The organism is Sphingopyxis sp. 113P3 (assembly GCF_001278035.1).
GTDB lineage: Bacteria > Pseudomonadota > Alphaproteobacteria > Sphingomonadales > Sphingomonadaceae > Sphingopyxis.
Map to the genome: position 1 here is coordinate 191,500 of NZ_CP009452.1, position 16,977 is coordinate 208,476.

12 protein-coding genes are annotated in these 16,977 nt (G+C 61.0%); 8 read left to right on the top strand and 4 right to left on the bottom strand.

Features of this window, described 5'->3' with window-relative positions; all coding sequences use genetic code 11:
* Window positions 1–46 precede the first annotated feature (46 nt).
* On the bottom strand, window positions 47–2,557 hold the full coding sequence (locus LH20_RS00795; protein ID WP_053552575.1) for a TonB-dependent receptor: 2,511 nt from the start codon (window positions 2,555–2,557) through the stop codon (window positions 47–49).
* Window positions 2,558–2,941: 384 nt separating this feature from the next.
* Between LH20_RS00795 and LH20_RS00805 the strand changes: the two genes are divergently transcribed.
* From LH20_RS00805 to LH20_RS00840, 6 genes are all read left to right on the top strand, one after another.
* A complete protein-coding gene (locus tag LH20_RS00805) occupies window positions 2,942–3,847 on the top strand; it encodes an SDR family NAD(P)-dependent oxidoreductase (RefSeq protein WP_053552577.1) in 906 nt (301 codons plus the stop codon).
* Window positions 3,847–4,659 (top strand): phytanoyl-CoA dioxygenase family protein, encoded by an 813-nt coding sequence (locus LH20_RS00810; RefSeq protein WP_053552578.1) that lies wholly within the window; start codon window positions 3,847–3,849, stop codon window positions 4,657–4,659. Before LH20_RS00805 ends, LH20_RS00810 begins: the two co-directional genes overlap by 1 nt.
* Window positions 4,660–5,766: 1,107 nt before the next feature.
* Window positions 5,767–8,208, top strand: a complete 2,442-nt coding sequence (pvaA, locus tag LH20_RS00825; protein WP_083455228.1) for a polyvinyl alcohol dehydrogenase PvaA — start codon at window positions 5,767–5,769, stop codon at window positions 8,206–8,208.
* 42 nt (window positions 8,209–8,250) lie between these two features.
* Complete coding sequence (locus tag LH20_RS24135) at window positions 8,251–8,640, top strand: c-type cytochrome (RefSeq protein ID WP_053552582.1); 390 nt, start codon at window positions 8,251–8,253, stop codon at window positions 8,638–8,640.
* Window positions 8,637–10,202 (top strand): class I adenylate-forming enzyme family protein, encoded by a 1,566-nt coding sequence (locus tag LH20_RS00835; RefSeq protein ID WP_053552583.1) that lies wholly within the window; start codon window positions 8,637–8,639, stop codon window positions 10,200–10,202. Before LH20_RS24135 ends, LH20_RS00835 begins: the two co-directional genes overlap by 4 nt.
* Window positions 10,203–10,251: 49 nt before the next feature.
* Window positions 10,252–11,079 (top strand): SDR family NAD(P)-dependent oxidoreductase, encoded by an 828-nt coding sequence (locus LH20_RS00840; protein WP_053552584.1) that lies wholly within the window; start codon window positions 10,252–10,254, stop codon window positions 11,077–11,079.
* Between the two features lie 56 nt (window positions 11,080–11,135).
* Here LH20_RS00840 and LH20_RS00845 read toward each other — a convergent pair whose 3' ends face one another.
* Together LH20_RS00845 and LH20_RS00850 are read right to left on the bottom strand one after the other, a co-directional pair.
* Window positions 11,136–12,389: an MFS transporter gene (locus LH20_RS00845; protein ID WP_053552585.1), complete on the bottom strand. Its 1,254-nt coding sequence runs from the start codon at window positions 12,387–12,389 to the stop codon at window positions 11,136–11,138.
* A 10-nt stretch (window positions 12,390–12,399) separates the two neighbouring features.
* Window positions 12,400–12,753: a hypothetical protein gene (locus LH20_RS00850; protein WP_053552586.1), complete on the bottom strand. Its 354-nt coding sequence runs from the start codon at window positions 12,751–12,753 to the stop codon at window positions 12,400–12,402.
* Window positions 12,754–13,021: 268 nt separating this feature from the next.
* Here LH20_RS00850 and LH20_RS00855 point away from each other — a divergent pair, with 268 nt between their 5' ends.
* Together LH20_RS00855 and LH20_RS00860 are read left to right on the top strand one after the other, a co-directional pair.
* A complete protein-coding gene (locus LH20_RS00855; RefSeq protein ID WP_053552587.1) occupies window positions 13,022–14,479 on the top strand; it encodes a spinster family MFS transporter in 1,458 nt (485 codons plus the stop codon).
* A 44-nt stretch (window positions 14,480–14,523) separates the two neighbouring features.
* Window positions 14,524–15,312, top strand: coding sequence for an enoyl-CoA hydratase-related protein (locus tag LH20_RS00860; protein WP_053552588.1), 789 nt, complete (start codon window positions 14,524–14,526; stop codon window positions 15,310–15,312).
* A 9-nt stretch (window positions 15,313–15,321) separates the two neighbouring features.
* Here the strand turns inward: LH20_RS00860 and LH20_RS00865 are convergent, their stop codons facing one another.
* On the bottom strand, window positions 15,322–16,830 hold the full coding sequence (locus LH20_RS00865) for an MFS transporter (protein ID WP_158501079.1): 1,509 nt from the start codon (window positions 16,828–16,830) through the stop codon (window positions 15,322–15,324).
* Window positions 16,831–16,977: the final 147 nt, after the last annotated feature.

Here is a 16,977-nt window from a genome sequence, read left to right on the forward strand (position 1 = left end):
TGCGACAGGGCCAGTTGAGAGGATAATCGGAGAGGCATTTCCTCCACTAGAAGCGGTAGCGGGCCGTAAGGGACCAGTGTCGATCCGCACCGTAATAGACATTCTGCTGCACCGAACCCGAGCCGAAGGTCGCGAGAACTGAGCTATCGGCATAACGTTTCCTGAACAGGTTGCTCACAACCGCAGTGATATCGAGCCGCTCGTCGGCGGTTCGATAGGTCAGCGTCGCGTTCACGAGCGCGCGTCCGGGAACGCGAAAGTTCGGAAGCGTGAACGGCGACGTATAGAAACTCGACTGATAATAGATGCTGCCGCCGGGATAGAGGCGGCCGGCGGCGCCCATATCGATGCCGTAATAGCCGTAAAGGGACGCCTTATGTCGGGGCGCGCGCGGAAGTTCATTACCGGTTAGGTCGAGGGGACCATAATCCGGGTTGGGAACGAGATTGGTCGGCGAATCCAGAAACTCCGGTACTGCGATATTGACGCCGCCGCACGTCGATGATCCCGGAGCTTGCGGACAGAAATCGGTGAATGTTGGGTGCAGATAAGTGTAGGATGCAACGACGTTGGAGAAGTCGTTGGGCCGCCAGGACAACTGCGCTTCCGCGCCGTAGATCTCGGTCTTCTTGGCGTTTGCGAAGGTGGTGAACACCGGTCCCAGCACCGGTCCATCTGGCCCGACAAACGTTCCGCGCGTCCGGATGGGAATCTGCTGGTCGTGGAAGATCTGATAGAAGATCGAGCCATCGAAACGCAGACGACCGCTTGTCCAGTTACCCCCGATCTCGAAGACGTCGAGATATTCCTTGTCGGCGATATTGTCCGGCGGCAGGCCCTGTCCAAGCGTGAATGCCGACGACTGATAGCCGCGCGCATAGGATGCGTAAATCTGGTCGCCGGGACCGGGGCGCCATGCGATCGCGGCCCGTCCAGACAGCCCCTTGTCACGCCGCTCTGGATTTGCGCTGTGGACGAGTGGCGAGAAATCGCCTGCATAGAGTGGCGGATAATAATAGATGAAGCGGAAGTCGGTCTGCGCTTCCTTCTCGTCCATCGTATATCGGAGGCCCCCGTCGAAACGGATTTCGGGCGTAATGTCCCAGGTAACATTCCCGAACACCGCATTCGACCGGATTTCATAAAGATTGCGTTGTTCATACGTGGAGCGCCGCGGGTTGGGCGCAAGCGTCAGTCCGGGGGTTCCCACGATGGGATTGAGGATTGCGTCGGTCGCGTTGGCAATATTCTCCCAATATTGCTCGTCGAATTTCTGGTTGAAATAGTAAAAGCCGAGCACCCAGTCGAGCGGGCCGTTCCCGTTGCCCTCGAGGCGGACTTCCTGCGACCAGAAATAATTGTCGTTGAGATAATTGGTCCGATAGTCGGTTGGAACCTGGGTGCCCGGCTCAAAGGTACCCGGCGCGATCGTATCGCCATCATAGCTCACACGCGACGTGAGGTCCCGATCCGCTTCGCCGGACGCTACATATTCCTGATAGCCACCCGTATAGAAAAATGTGGCAAAGCCGAGATCAAGATCAGCGTTTAGCACATTCTGGAAATTGCCGCGCAGACGATCGTAGCCGACGACATTGACGTTGGTCTGATATGGCTGGTTGGGAAGCGGTCCGTCGTATCCGAACGCGGGATTGGGCGACAAGTCGCCGAACGCCGCGCTCGTATTGCCGTTAAGGCCATTGTTGTAGCGGCTGACAGTCGGGTAACCTGGCTGGTTGTCGTAGCTGAAGGTCGTCGCGCGATTGCGGACATGCAGATTGCCGATGTTCCAGTCGAGCTGGAATTCAAAATAGGTGTTGTCGATAGCAAAGCCCGCGCCCTTTGCGCCGCCGACCGCCTTGAAGATGCTGGGTTGGACAAAGCGCTGCATCCCGACACGGAAACCCAGATTGTCGGTGATCGGGCCGGACAGGTTGGCGCCGAAGTTATAAGCGCCCGCCCGCGCGGTACCGGCTACGACTTGGGCCGTGAAATCCTTGGTCGGCGCGCGCGAGATGACGTTGATCGCGCCCGCGATCGCGTTGCGCCCATAGGTGGTGCCGGCCGGCCCGCGGACAAATGTGATATTGCCCCCGAACAGCGTCGACTCGGCGATGTTCTCGGGCACGAGGATGATGAAATTATCGATATATTGGATCACGGTGTTTTCTTGCCCAAGCAGCGTCTGCTCGGTTTGGCGGCCAACCCCGCGTGCGTTGATCCCGAAATCGCCGGTGATGTTAAAACCCGGTTGCGAGCGGATCAACTCGCTCGCCGAATTCACGCCTGCCAAGTTGCGATCTTCCGCCGAGATGACGGCCTTCGGCTGCGGCTGATCGAGAAGCTTGCTGAAACGGCTGCCCGTAACCGTGATCTCGCGTTCCTCGACCCCCGATCGAGGGGCTTCATCCGGTGTCTCGGAGTCCTCCTGGGTCGTTTGCGTGCTGGCCTCGGCCGGACGCTCCGCCCGTTCGTCACTGACTTGCGCCGCCGCCGTGCTCGCGATCAGCAACCCCGAAACAGCGCAGGACATGCGCAAAAGACATTTCACCGACATCACTTCCCTCTCCCTGCCCGAATCATTCGGGAATTCACGGCTCGTTAATCCAAACCGTATTTCTTAAAACGATGTTTTGACTCTTTCGGTGTGATAGTCAAGCAGCTATATTGCGCTATATGAAGGAGGGGATGGAGGATATGCGGGCGAATCTCGTTCATACCTATGTTCTTAATATGAATCCTCTATGTGCAGGTTCGCGTTCCGCCTCCGCGCTCTCGGCCGCTCCCCGTCGGAGGGGTTCGTCGGTCCCCTGTCCATCGACGCAATCATGCTTTTAAAAGATATAAGGTATATTATAATTTATTGTATAATCTTGATAATTATATATTTTAAGAAAACAGGTTTGATCATGACTCGGTCGCGGCAAGGAGAGGGTGTGCGATGAAGGACTTCAAGGACAAGGTGGCCGTGATTACGGGCGGCGCCAGCGGGATCGGCTTGGCCCTCGCCAATCGTTTCGGGCGCGAAGGGTGCCGAATCATGCTGGCCGACATCGAGGAGGAGGCGCTGCAGGTCGCGGTCGATCAGCTGCGCGGCAGCGGGATCGAGGCGGAGGGTCACCGGACCGACGTTTCGGATCTTCATTCGGTGGAGGGCCTGCGGGATCGGGTGAATTCGACATTTGGCCATACGGCTCTGTTGTTCAACAACGCGGGTGTTTCGATCACGGGACCGACCTGGAAGATGTCGCCCGACGACTGGCGCTGGGTGTGGGACGTGAATGTCTGGGGAGCGGTGAATGGCATACGCGCCTTTCTTCCGGACATGATCGATCGGGGCGAGGGCGGGCATGTCATCAACACCGGTTCGCTGGCTTCGTTCAACGGCAATGGCGATCACGCGCCCTATTGCTCGTCCAAGGCGGCCCTGCTGGGGATGAGCCAATCGCTCTACAGCGAAATGGCGGCGATGATGACCGGCATCGGCGTATCCATCCTGTGTCCGGGCATGGTTGCAACGCAAATCCACCGGAGTTGGCGGAACAGGCCAGAGGCCGACAATGCCTGGAGCGACCGCGAATATGCCGACGAAGCGTTCAGGCAAGGCAGTGAAGAGTTTCAAGGTCGCGGGCTGAGCCCGGAACAAATTGCCGATGCGACCTTCGACGGGGTCCGGAACGGCAGCTTCTATATCTTTGCCGGCGACACCTGGTCGGCATTCTTGGCGGAGACCATGGGGCGCGCCATGCGTGCCGAAAATCCGCTGGTCATGACGTGGGGCGAGGATCGGCGCCCTCTCGATGAACGTGAGCTCCCGCCCTGGCACGCTATCTCGGGGACTGTGTGATGAGATTTCGGACGCTGACCGACGAAGAGATCGCCCACCACGAAGCGCAACTGGAGCGCGACGGTTATACGATCGTCACGAGTCTCATAGACGACGCCGGTTGCGATCGCCTTCGGGCATGCCTCGACACGCTGCATGATGCGCAGGCCTTCGGCGACAATGATTTTGCGGGAACGAGAACGAAGCGCGTTTTCAATCTCTTCGCCAAGACCAGGGAGCTGGATGCCTTGCTGACCGAGCCCTCCGTGGTTCGGCTGGTCCGCCATCTCCTGGGCCCCGAAGCGCAACTCTCGATCGCATCCACGATGGAAATCCATGGCGGAGAAACTGCGCAGGCGATCCATCAGGACGATGCCTATTTCCCGGTACGCCCGCATCCTCCGCTGGTCGTTAACACGATCTGGGCGTTGACGCCCTTCACGGACGCCAATGGCGGGACGCGCGTCGTTCCGGGTTCGCACCTGAGTTCGGATCCGGTCGATACGCGAGCGCCCTCGATCGCTATCGAGATGCCGCGGGGTTCGGTATTGCTGTGGGACGGCCAGCTCTGGCATGGCGGCGGCGCGAATGTAACGCAGGAAGCGCGCTTCGGCCTCAGCCTCAACTATTGTCGCGGGTGGCTTCGCCAGCAGGAAAACCAGTATCTCGGGCTTGATCCCCAAGTCGTTAGCCTGTTGCCCGACGACGTTCAGAAGCTGCTGGGCTACGATATTTGCCAGTTTGTCGGCTGGGTCGACGGGCGTCATCCGATGCGTGCGATCCTGCCCGATGTTCGCACCCGGATATATGCAGGCCGGCGGGGAGCGGATTGAAGTTCCGATGCTCTGTCCGGAAAATTCCCGTGGCGTCTGATGCCCAGCTTTCCGCGGCATACTATATTTCTCTCATATCAAGACTTGGTTATCTTTCAATGGGGGAGGGCAGGCCCGCGAGGCGTCCCTCCTGCTGAGAGAAGCCGGCCATTCGGGGATTTTTTGTTTATTTATTACGGGGATAAACGAGGGTGCGCGGCTCGTTGGTGCCCGGGAGCTTTTGATGCCGTCGCCTTCTGGTTTTTTGCTGGGCAGGCTGGAAGATGGCTGATGCAGCAATCAGGATCGGCCGCTGTCAGGCGATTCCCCGTATTCACGATGATCGACAGAAAAACGTCATTACCGTGCGCGTAATCGGCTTGGGCTGCCATTTTGGGATCGCGGAGGTGGGGTGCGCCATGGTGCCTCTGGACATTAATGAGAAAACTGGTATGTCGGCGGAGAGATATGGGAGAGAGGCATGTTCAAACCTGTTGTAAAGTCGCGGCCAAGCCGTTCGTTTTGTTATCTTGCCGGCTGTCTGGCGATGGTAGCCGCGACCCTCTCTTCAACAGCGCAGGCCAAGAGCGAATGGGCCTGCCCCGAGGGATTTACGCCTAAGGCGGGCCTAAACACCGATTTCCCATCCGACGGCAAGAAGCGGGCCTTCGTCGTCGTTCCACCGAAGGATTCGGCCGGGGGTGCCCCCGTGTGGGTTCCGATGGTCGGCACGGTCGAGGCAACCAACTGGAATCTCAACGTACCTAGAAGCGGCAATAACGCGAAGCTGGCCGAGCATGGCTATATGGTAATTTCTCCTGTTCGCCAGTGTGCGGAGCAGGATCCGAATCTCGGGGCGGGCGCGTGCAACGGCGTGGGCAAGGATGGATGGACGTGGAACCCTTGGAACGACGGGCGTGCACCCGATGCTTCAGGCGACAAGTACAAGACCGATGCGGGTGACGATGTCCGCTTCCTCGAGGCGATGGTCCGCTGCGTCGGGACAAAGTGGAAGCTCGACCGCAAACGCCTCTTCCTGGGCGGTATCTCGGCGGGTGGCACGATGACGAACCGCGCCTTGCTGTTCGATTCCGAATTCTGGGCCGGTGGAATGCCGATCTCGGGCGAATGGTATTCGACGAAGGACGATGGAAGCACCGTCCCCTTCCAGGAAACGCGCAAGATGGTGGCGGCCGCGCCGGCCAAGATCTGGCAGGGCCGCGTCGGCCCCTATCCCTTGCCGTCGAAGCTAGACCCGATGGTCGTGATCACTGTGTGGGGAGGCGAAAAGGACTTGTGGGACTGCGGGCCTCCGCTCGGTCTTTGCTCGGACTATCGCCCCACCACGCAGGCCAGTTCCAACTATTTCAGCTCGATCTCCAACGTCGTCCATGTCGCGTGCAGCGCTACGCACGGACATATGTGGCCGCAGGTCAATACCGACGCCTTCAATCTCTGGGCTTTGAACACGATGGCGTCGCATCCCAAGGGCAGCTCGCCCAAGGATTTCAAACTCACCGCCCCGCCGGAAGGTTATTCGTGCAAAATCGGACGATTTACGGATCATTACAAATGAGCAAGCTCACAGAAGCGATGAGCCGGATCATGGGCTCCCATGCTTGGGGCGGGGCTGTTTTTTCGGCAGCGACACTGATCGCTTTCGGGTCGGTCGTACATGCATCCGGCACCGTGGCCGAAACGGCGCCCCAATCCGGGCATGCTGTCCCGGCAGACCAGCTCGATGGCGAGACCCTGTACAAGGCGCGCTGTGCCGCCTGCCACGACAATGCGGAAGGGCGTACACCGAGCCGGGAGGTGCTTTCGAAGAACCCGGCCAGTTTCATCCTCGCAAGCATGCGAACGGGCGCGATGGTACCGATGGCCGAAGGCCTGACGCTCGAGGAAATGACCGCGATCGCGCGTGCGGTCGGGAAGGCAGACGCAAAAACCGACGACGGCATCGACTTGCGCCGGATCTGGGGCAACAGCGTCGAAGGGACGCCGCTTGATGCACCACAATGTTCTTCGGCGCCAACGCCCGTCGATCTCGGCGCGGCCAACCAGTGGAACGGCTGGAGCACCGAAAAGGATAACGGCCGTTTCCAGCGCAAGCCCGCACTGGACGTCGCCGACATACCGAAGCTTAAACTGAAATGGGCATTCCAGTATCCCGGCTCGAAGAACGGGCAGGCGACGGTCATCGGCGACAGGCTGTTCACGACCAGCACGTCGGGCGCGGTTTATGCTCTCAACGCCAAAACCGGCTGCGTTTATTGGCGGCACGCCGCCGAAGGCGCGACGCGCACCAGCCCCGTCATCGCGGCCCTGCCCGAAGGCGCGCCAGCGAAGACCGCGCTCTTCTTCTCGGACTTTACCAAGGCGGCTGTCGCACTTGATGCCGAAACCGGCAAGCAGCTCTGGAAGACGGTGGTCGACGACCAGCCGGCGTTGCAGATGACCGGTTCGATTACATATTGGGACGGTAAGATCTATGTGCCGATCTCGTCGGGCACCGAGGCATTTGCGCAAATCCCGACATGGGAATGCTGCAAGTTCCGGGGCGCGCTTGTGGCGCTCGATGCTGCGACGGGCAAAATCCTCTGGAAGCGCTACACAACCGAACAGGAACCGAGGCCGTTCAAGCTCAACAAGGCCGGCCGGCAAATGTGGGGACCTTCGGGCGGCGCGATCTGGGTAACGCCGACGGTCGATGAGGCGCGCCGCCTCATCTATGTGGGAACGTCGAACAGCTATACCGATGTTCCCTACGACAATTCTGACTCGGTGATGGCCATCGATGCCGACACCGGCGCCGTTCGCTGGACCGTGCAACTGCTCGCCGACGACAATTATATCGACGGCTGCTGGCAGAAGGGGAAGGAGCATGCGAACTGCCCCAACCCGCTTGGCCCCGACTTCTCGATCGGCGCTGCGCCGATTTACAGGAAGATGGCGGACGGAAAGGAGTTTCTCCTTGTCGGGCAGAAATCGGGCATGATCTACGCGCTCGATCCGGCCAACAAGGGCGCGAAGATCTGGGAGCGGCAGCTGAGCCTTGGTAGCGCGCTTGGCGGCATCGAATTCGGTACGGCGGCCGATGACGGCAAGGTCTATGCGGGTGTTTCCGATATCGCGAGTCAGGCCAAGGACCGCGGTAAACCTGGTCTCTGGGCGCTCGATATTCGGACCGGCGAGGTCGCCTGGAACTTCCTGAACGCGCCGGATACGAAGTGCCGCTGGAACAACTGGTGGTGCCATGGCGCCTTCAGCCAGGCGATCAGCGTTATTCCCGGTGCGATCTTCGCTGGCAGCTATGATGGACATTTCCGCGCCTTCGATACCGCGACGGGCAAGATCATCTGGGACGTCGATACCGGCACAAAGGCGGTCACGACGCTGAGCGGCGCGAAAGCCTTTGGCGGCGTGATGGACGGGGCAGGGCCGACGATCGCCGGCGGAATGGTCTATGTCCATTCAGGTTATGCCGGCCGATCGAGCGAAAGCGGCGGGCGGGACCTGCGCGGCACGGACGGCAACATCCTGATGGCCTTCTCGGTCGATGGAAAATGATCGCTAATGCCTGTCGGGCGAGGATCAAGTGGAGAGCGTTGGATGAATGATGCGTGCAAGTTGACTGTTTTCGGATCGGTCGGTGCCTTCCTTGTAGCGACCCTCACGGTCGAGACCGATGCATCGGCTAAGGCCCCTGCAGCGCCGGCCGCATTCGCCCGATGTGCAGCTTGCCATTCGGTGGTTCGCGGCGCGCCCAATAAAATGGGTCCGAACCTTGCCGGGATCGTCGGGAGTAAGGCCGCCACGCGTCCGGGTGGCCGATATTCGCCGGCGCTCAAGAAGAGCGGCATTGTCTGGAACAAGGCCAATCTCGCCGCCTATCTCAAGAACACCCAGACGACTGTCCCCGGCACGACTATGCCCAATCCGAATATTTCGAAGACGGCCGACAGCGACGCGATCATTGCCTATCTGACGGCATCCAAATGACCGACATCCCGGCTGAGATCGCCTCCTGTCAGGCGCAGGAATTCGGTACATTCGAACGGCTTTTTGCGCTCCACGCCAAAGCCTTCCCCGATGCGTGCGCCCTGAACTGCGAGGGTGAGGAAATCAGTTACAGCGCGCTCGATGCGCTTGCCGATCGTGTCGCTGCCAGCTTGCAGCGCGATGGTGTCGAGGGCCGCGACGTTGTCGCCATATGCGCGTCGAGCAGCATCGCCTATGTCGCGGTCTTCATCGGGACCTTGCGGGCAGGGGCGGCCATCTCGCCCTTGTCTCCGGCGTCAACACCGGACCAGCTTGCGGCCATGGTATCCGACAGCGGAGCGACCCACCTCTTTGCCGATGGTTCGGTCTCGCGAGACCTTGCCGGCGTCGAGGACGGCATTACCGCAAAACGCGTCGCGCTGGACGACGGCGCGCGGGGTGCGGGGTTCGCAGACTGGCTGCTGGCCGACGGGGCGGCGCCGACGCCTGTTCCGATCGAGCCCCGCTGGGCCTTCAACATCATCTACTCGTCGGGCACCACCGGGACTCCGAAGGGCATCGTCCAATCCCATGAGATGCGATGGAATCATGTCGGGCGCCTCGGCGGCTATGGGCCGGGGTCGATCACGATGATCTCGACCGGGCTTTATTCCAATACCACGTTGGTCGTGTTCCTGCCGGCGTTGGCAACCGGCGGCACAGTTGTCCTGATGCCGAAATTCGACGCGCGCCGCTTCCTCGAACTGAGCGAACAGCATCGCGCGAACTATGCCATGCTGGTGCCCGTGCAATATCGCCGCATCCTCGATGTGCCCGACTTCGACCGATATGATCTTTCGAGTTATATCATGAAATTCTGCACATCGGCGCCCTTTTCGGCAGCGCTAAAGGCCGAAGTGCTCGCCCGCTGGCCGGGCGGCCTCATCGAATGGTACGGGATGACCGAAGGCGGCGGCTCGTGCCAGCTCATCGCCCATGAACATCCCGACAAGCTGCACACCGTGGGCCAGCCGCTCCCGGGGCATGAGATCCGGGTCATCGATGCCGACGGCAAATTTGCCGCGCCCGGCGAAGTGGGCGAAGTGGTGGGCCGGTCGGGCGCGATGATGAATGGTTATCACAACAAGCCCGACAAGACGGCGGAAGCCGAATGGTACAGCCCGGAGGGCGATCGTTATATTCGCACCGGCGATCTCGCCTCGGTCGACGAGGACGGCTTCTTCACGCTGATCGGCCGCAAGAAGGACATGATCATCTCGGGCGGCTTCAACATCTATCCCGTCGACCTCGAGGCCGCGCTCGTCGCGCATGATGCCGTGCGCGAAGCGGCCGTCATCGGTGTGCCGTCGCGCGACTGGGGGGAGACACCGGTCGGGTTCGTGACCCTCGTGCCCGGAGGACAAGCCCATGGCGACATGCTGCGCGATTTCGCCAATGCCCGGCTCGGCAAGACGCAGCGGCTCAGCGAAGTGCGCGTTGTCGATGCGCTGCCGCGAAGCGCCATCGGCAAGATATTGAAGCGCGAGCTCCAGGACCTGATGGCCTCAGAAGGCGCGGCCTGAGCTCCGGCAAGCAAACTACGATTTTCAACATCGATCAAGGAACAGGGATATGGGCGAAAGGCTTGTGGGTAAGGTCGCGCTGATTACGGGCGGGACGAGCGGGATCGGCGAAGCGACGGTCGAACTTTTTATCGAACAGGGCTGCAAGGTCGTCTTTACGGGACGCAATGCCGACAAGGGTGCGACCATCGCGGCGCGCCTCGGCGATGCGGCCTTCTTCGTCGAAGGTGACATCCGCAGCGAAGCGGCCGTCAAGGCGGCGATCGACGCGACGACGGACCGGTTCGGGCGGCTCGACTGCCTTTTCAACAATGCCGGGGGCCCGACGCGCGGAACGCTAGAGACCGTCACCTGGGACGATTATCGCGATGCGATGGATTTGCTGGTCGCCCCAGTGGTGTTCGGTATCAAATATGCGGCGCCGATCATGAAGGCGCAGGGTTCGGGCGCGATCATCAATAATGCCAGCGTCGCCGCACTGCGTACCAACTATGGCGGTCATCTCTACAGTGGCGCGAAAGCGGCCGTCCGCCAGATCACCAAGGTCGCGGGATCGGAACTGGCACCATGGGGCATCACCGTCAACTCGATCGCGCCCGGCGGGATTGCGACGCCGATCTTCTTCGGCGGTTCGGAACGTGCGGCCGGCATGGAGGAAGGGCATGTCGCCGCCAGTATGGCGAAGCTCGAAAAGAATCTGGCGTCGGCAACGCCGATGCAACGCTCGGGCTTTCCGAAAGATATCGCCTATGGCGCGCTCTACCTGGCGAGCGACGAGGGTCGGTTCGTGACCTGCCACGATCTGGTGATCGACGCGGGCATGACCGCTGCCGGCAAGACCAGCTTCGAAGGCAAGCCGCCAGCACCGACCTGGTAGGGCACCCAGGTCAAGCGTTGCGGCAAGGCCGACCGGAACTGCTCTGGTCGGCCTTTTTATTCGGGCGGTGCTTTCGATATATTGTGCCGTCGCTCATGCCGTACGGCTCTCAGCGCCAGGAGTATTGCGGGGGCCACGAGGCCGGCGGCCGCGAAATAGGGGAGGTTCGGACTGATATGGCCAAATCCGAGACTTGCGGTGAAGGGGCCCGTCGTTCGCCCAAATGCTCCGGTCGCGTTGTTGAATCCGAGCACCTGACCTTGGCGTGAGGGATCGCACGTTCGGGAGATCAGCGTGACAACATTGGGAAATGCAATCGACTGCCCGGCCGCCGTCAGCGAAATCAGGGCGGTGGTCATCATCAGGCCGTTCGAAAAAGGCTGAAGAAAACATCCGACGACGGTCATGGCCATCCCGCCGGCAAGGACATGGGCTTCGCCATATCGTTCCGACAAGCGGCCGGTGACAAAAATCTGGGTAAAGGCGGAAATTGCGCCCGCAATCGCGAAACATTGCCCGATCTCACGCGCCCCCCAGCCGAAACGCGCATGCGCCCACAACCCGAACATCACCTCGACCCCGGTGAAGGCAAAGCTCACGAGCAGGGTCAGCAGCATCAGGCGGCCGATGACGGGATGCTTGACGACCTGCGCGAGTGCGGAGCCGATCTTCAATTTCGGACGGGCGACGACGATCCGTGTGCGCGGTTCCTTGACGAACAATAGGAGCGCGACCAACGAGCATGCCGATGCAGCCGATGCCAAGAGCAGCGGGATGCGAAAGCCCGGAACGCCGCGGCTCTCATCGACAAAGCTACCCCCTATCGCGGGACCGACGATCAGGCCGATGGCGAATGCCGCGCCGAGCCAACTCATTCTGCGCGCCCGTTTCTCGGGTGGCGTTACGTCGGCAATATAAGCTTGTACGACTGAACCGTTCCCGCTGGCGAACCCGCCGAGCAGCCGGATAGCGAAAGCAAGCCATGCGGTGTCGGCAAAGGCGAGTGCCAAATAACAGAGGCAATTGCCGGAGACCGTCGAAATAAGCAGAATGCGTCGGCCATAAAGGTCGCTGAGCCGCCCCCATAATGGCTCGCCGAACAGGCTGCCGACCGAAAAGGCCGAAAAAATGAGTGCGACCTGCCAGGGCTCGGCGCTGAAGGCGAGGCCATAGAAGGGGAGCAACGGTATGACGATACCGAAGCCGACCATGTTGATGAACAGGATGCCGACGAGGGTCAGCGCGGCATAAGCCGGCGGCCCGTCCTGATCCCCTCGCAACGAGCCGCGAGCCGCTATCCCCTCCGACATTCGCGCGATTCTACTTTCCCTCGCGCCCCGCGACGATCGAAATGGAATAATATCGGTCGTCGGTGACGAAAATCTTCCACTTCGAACCGACCTTCTTCTTCGGTCCGAGCGTACAAAGCGGCGGTGCTGCCGGCGCCTGATAGCAAATCTGTCCCTTCACGACCTGCCAGGTCCCGGCAGATTCCACGCCCCCGGTGACCGACCGGTACGTGCCGTCGGGGTCGACATAGGTCCGCGTCTCGACGCCGTCCGGCGAAATAGACAGGATCGTGTTGCCGAACGCGCCTGCCATCGGACTTTGTGCGTCGCTGGCCATGGCCGGGGCGGCTGCGGCCAACAGGATCAGGGTCAAAATCGATTTCATTCCTCTCCTCCTCATTCTGGCACTCACCCCGCTGATGGGCGATGTGCTTTGACCGCATGGACGCCTTGACGACGCGGTGTCACTGCAATGACTAGATCTCTTATATTAAGAATATTGGTATGTCTCAACCTCCTTTCCGTCTGTCAGGTGACGAGTCATTGGAAGTGAGGTTTTATGAAGTTAGATCGACGGAATATGGCGCTTGCTCCTACGCGATTTGACGCTAAGCAGAACGATATAAGAAAATAGGTCTGGCAAGGGAGCGAGGATGAGCGGCAATAAAACGACGCAGGTTGGTGCGGTCGATCATCACCAGCGCAAAGTCATGCTCGCGATGATGACGGCCGCCTACACGCTCAATTTCGTCGACCGGACGATCATCGCCTCGATCGGGCAGGCCATAAAGGTCGACCTCAAGCTCACCGACACCCAGCTCGGCCTCTTGGGCGGCCTGTATTTCGCGCTGCTTTACACGATCCTGGGGCTTCCGCTCGCAAGGCTCGCCGAGCGCGTGTCGCGCGTCAACATCATTGCCGTTGCCATATTCATCTGGTCGGGCTTTACTGCCCTGTGCGGTCTGGCGACGAGCTATTTCTGGCTGGCGCTTTTCCGGTTCGGCGTCGGTGTCGGCGAGGCCGGATTGTCGCCGCCCGCGCATTCGGTGATCAGCGATAGCTATGAACCCAGCAAGCGGGCATCGGCGCTTTCCATCTATTCGCTGGGCGTCCCCATCGGTGTGATGATCGGCGCGGTGGCGGGAGGCTGGCTTGCGCAGAACTATTCCTGGAGGGTCGCCTTTATCGCGCTGGGGTTCCCGGGCGTCATCTTGGCGCTGACTATGAAATGGCTGGTGAAGGAACCTGTTCGCGGCGCGATGGAGGAGGTTCCTCCGCCGCCGCGGCCCGCCTACAGCTTGCGCGGCGACCTCGGCGAGATTGCCTGCGTCGGCAGGAAGCTGTTCGGCAACTGGATTCTGTTCAACATGATGATCGGGATCACGCTTGTCTCCTTTGCCGGCTATGGCGGCGGTGCGTTCATCCAGCCCTATTGGAGCCGCGCATTTGGTCTGGATTATGCTGAAATCGGTCTGATCACCGGGCTTATCGGCGGCTTTAGTCAGGGCGTGGGCGTTCTGTTCGGCGGTTTGCTCAGCGACCGGCTGGCGCGCTCGGGCAAGGCTGTATGGTATGGCCTGGTGCCTGCCCTCGGTATTGCTGCCGCCTATCCATTCATCCTTGCCATATACACGGTGGAAAGCTGGCAAATGGCGGCCATCTGGCTTCTGTTTCCCGGTGCGCTTTCCTATACCTATATGGGCCCCACCTATGGCGTGGTCCAAAACAGCTTCTCGCCGGCGCAGAGGGCAACGGCGACCGCCGTTCTTTTCTTCGTGCTGAACCTGATCGCACTGGGCTTCGGGCCGCCTCTGACGGGCATGCTGATCGATCATCTGGGCGCGGCCCATTTCTATGCCGCCGATCCGCTCTCGACATGGTCGGCCTTCACCCAGGCCTTTGGCGCCGACACGTCGGGCTTTCAGGCCGCATGTCCCGGCGGCGTCGGGGCGGTGGCGGGAAGCGGCGCCGACCGGGCCTGCAAGGCGGCCGTCGAAGTCGCGACCCGCGAAGGCGTGCTGATCGCATTCGGCATCAGCCTGTGGGCCGCGTTTCATTATTTTCTGGCGGCTATGGCCCTTCGGCGTAGCAGGGAGTCGCGGGCCGTCTAGGCGCTGAAATGAATACCTCATTTCTTAAAGACGCTGGAGTGAGCATGGATCGAGAGCCGTGGGAAGCGTATCTGCTGGCAGTTCCCGATGCGCAGGGCGTGCTGATCTTGCGCCTCGACAGGCCCGAGCGGCGCAATGCGGTTGCCACGGACGTGCTGCAGGCGATTGCCGCCGCGCTGCAAGCCGCGGCTGCCGATCCCGCATGCCGCGTCGCGGTCGTGACGGGCACGCGGGATATTTTCGCCGCGGGGGCAGATATCGGCGAGATCGAAATGCTCGGCCCCGACGATCCGGTCGACGGCACCCGATATCGCGCCTGGCAGTCGATCCGCGCCTTTCCCAAACCCCTTGTCGCGGCCGTCGAAGGCTGGTGCCTCGGGGCGGGACTCGAACTCGCGATGGTCGCGGATATCGTCGTCGCCGGCGATGAAGCGCAATTCGGTCAGCCGGAGACCAATCTCGGTTTCATCCCGGGAGGCGGCGGAACCGGCCTCCTGACACGCCGGGTCGGGCGGGCGCTTGCCAGCATGATGATCCTGACCGGAAAGCCGATCGGCGCCGATCGCGCGCTCGCGGCGGGCCTGATCGCCGAGGTCGTGCCGGCCGGCAGCGCGCTCGAACGCGCCGCAGAGATCGCAGCTATTCTGGCCGGACGAGCCCCGCTGGCGCTTCGCGAAGCAAAAGCCTGTATTCGCGCAGCCGATGAGCTGCCGCTGAGCGCGCATCATGCCGAGGAACGGCGACGGTTCATCGCCCTGATGGGAACAGCCGACAAGGCCGAGGGCATTGCGGCGTTTCGTGAACGTCGTCCGCCGCGATGGGCGGGGGCCTGACCCGGGCTTCTAGCCTCCCAGCGCTGCGCTATTCTCGCTTGCCTTGCTTCGCTCCGCGAGCGTCCGCAGATTGGCCTCGTGCATGGCCTTGGTGATCGGATAGGCGATAATCAGCCCGAGCGCACAAAGCTGGAGCGCCATGATCACGGCAGGTTCGGTCCAGGCGAAATTGACCAGCACCTGCTGGCTGACGTCGCCGACCTTCGCATTTTCGGGGAATTCGACGAACGCAAGGATGATGCCCGCTCCGAACGCGCCGATTCCCGATGTTGCCTTGAGCATGAAGGCATTGGTTGCAAAGATCAGCCCGGCCGAATGCCGGCCGGTCCGCGCGGCGCTATGCTCGACGACGTCGGCCAGCAGCGACGATCCGATCGTACCGAGGCATACCGCAAGCAGCGTGTTGATGAAGCTCGACGTGAAAAGGAGCCAGTAGAGCAGTTCGGTCCCGTTGGCCGGAAGCCATCCCATCAGGCGGCTCCAGTACATGGCCGGACTCGCGATGATGAAGGCGATCCACAGCATGATCTGGGCGCGCTTCTTTCCCATCCGCGTCGCGAAACGCGGCGCGACGAACAGGGCCATGAACACCGCGGCGAAATTTCCGACCAGCAGCAGCGAAATCTGGTCGCCAGTCAATTCCCAGAAATAAACCCGGAAATAGGTCAGAACGGCGGCGGCTATACCGGTTGCCGCATAGCTGAACAGCGTTGCCCCGGCGATCGTCAGGAACGGCCGGTTGACGATCGTCTCCATCGTTTCCCGCGCCGAGCGGGCGAAAATGAAGGGACGCCTTTCGGGCACTGGCCGGAATGTCCTGACCAGATGCTGCGTGCCGTAGCTCGAGATGAGGATGGCTGCGAACATCATCAGCGACGCGGTCAGCCCGTAAAGCGAATATCCTTCGATATTCAATGTTCCGGTCGGATGTTCAGGGGTCGAGCGCAGGAAAACGCTGAAGCCCAATATGCTGATCGTCAAGCCGCCTATCCATCCGAAAAACCAGCGATAGCTCAGGAACTCGGTGCGATCGTCATAGCTTTCGGCCAGGTCGACGACGAGCGCCGAACTCGGAATCTCGTACATCGAGATGCACAGCCGGATGAGGATCGACAGGATGAGGAGATACCAGAACAGCTCCTGCGCGTCGTAATCGGACGGCGGGTTCCAGAGGAAGAAATAGCTGACCGCGATGGGCAGGGCCGCAGCATACATGAAAGGATGCCTGCGCCCGAGCCTCGATCGGACATTGTCGGACCAGGTCCCGATCAGCGGGTCGGCGATCGCATCGACGAGCAGGGCGACCATGATGGCCAGGCCCACCGCGGCGGCGGGCACGCCCAGCGCCTGATTATAGAAGATCATGAGCAGATAGGTGAAGCCATTGTCCTTAACGCCAAAGGCGATGGATCCAAGGCCGTAGAAGAATTTGACGCGCCACGGGCGTTTGGCCGGCTGGCCGCTCCCCGCATCGGCTCGGGCCTGCGCGCCTTCACGATCAGCCGCTGCTGACGCCATGTCCATCCCCTCCGACGGCATTGCTCAGATGCGGCATACCGTTTTTCTCAAATGCAAGCTATCGGTTGGTTCGCTTATGTCAATAGGATGAATTGCGCCCCCACGAGGATGCAGTTCGCCGGACGCGGATCATTGCTTCCCGAAGGG

Excerpts from the sequence above, each read along its gene's own strand:
- LH20_RS00795 (WP_053552575.1), bottom strand. The coding sequence starts at position 2,557 with ATGTCGGTGAAATGTCTTTTGCGCATGTCCTGCGCTGTTTCGGGGTTG.
- LH20_RS00805 (WP_053552577.1), top strand. The coding sequence starts at position 2,942 with ATGAAGGACTTCAAGGACAAGGTGGCCGTGATTACGGGCGGCGCCAGC.
- LH20_RS00810 (WP_053552578.1), top strand. The coding sequence starts at position 3,847 with ATGAGATTTCGGACGCTGACCGACGAAGAGATCGCCCACCACGAAGCG.
- pvaA (WP_083455228.1), top strand. The coding sequence starts at position 5,767 with ATGGTATTCGACGAAGGACGATGGAAGCACCGTCCCCTTCCAGGAAAC.
- LH20_RS24135 (WP_053552582.1), top strand. The coding sequence starts at position 8,251 with ATGAATGATGCGTGCAAGTTGACTGTTTTCGGATCGGTCGGTGCCTTC.
- LH20_RS00835 (WP_053552583.1), top strand. The coding sequence starts at position 8,637 with ATGACCGACATCCCGGCTGAGATCGCCTCCTGTCAGGCGCAGGAATTC.
- LH20_RS00840 (WP_053552584.1), top strand. The coding sequence starts at position 10,252 with ATGGGCGAAAGGCTTGTGGGTAAGGTCGCGCTGATTACGGGCGGGACG.
- LH20_RS00845 (WP_053552585.1), bottom strand. The coding sequence starts at position 12,389 with ATGTCGGAGGGGATAGCGGCTCGCGGCTCGTTGCGAGGGGATCAGGAC.
- LH20_RS00850 (WP_053552586.1), bottom strand. The coding sequence starts at position 12,753 with ATGAAATCGATTTTGACCCTGATCCTGTTGGCCGCAGCCGCCCCGGCC.
- LH20_RS00855 (WP_053552587.1), top strand. The coding sequence starts at position 13,022 with ATGAGCGGCAATAAAACGACGCAGGTTGGTGCGGTCGATCATCACCAG.
- LH20_RS00860 (WP_053552588.1), top strand. The coding sequence starts at position 14,524 with ATGGATCGAGAGCCGTGGGAAGCGTATCTGCTGGCAGTTCCCGATGCG.
- LH20_RS00865 (WP_158501079.1), bottom strand. The coding sequence starts at position 16,830 with ATGGCGTCAGCAGCGGCTGATCGTGAAGGCGCGCAGGCCCGAGCCGAT.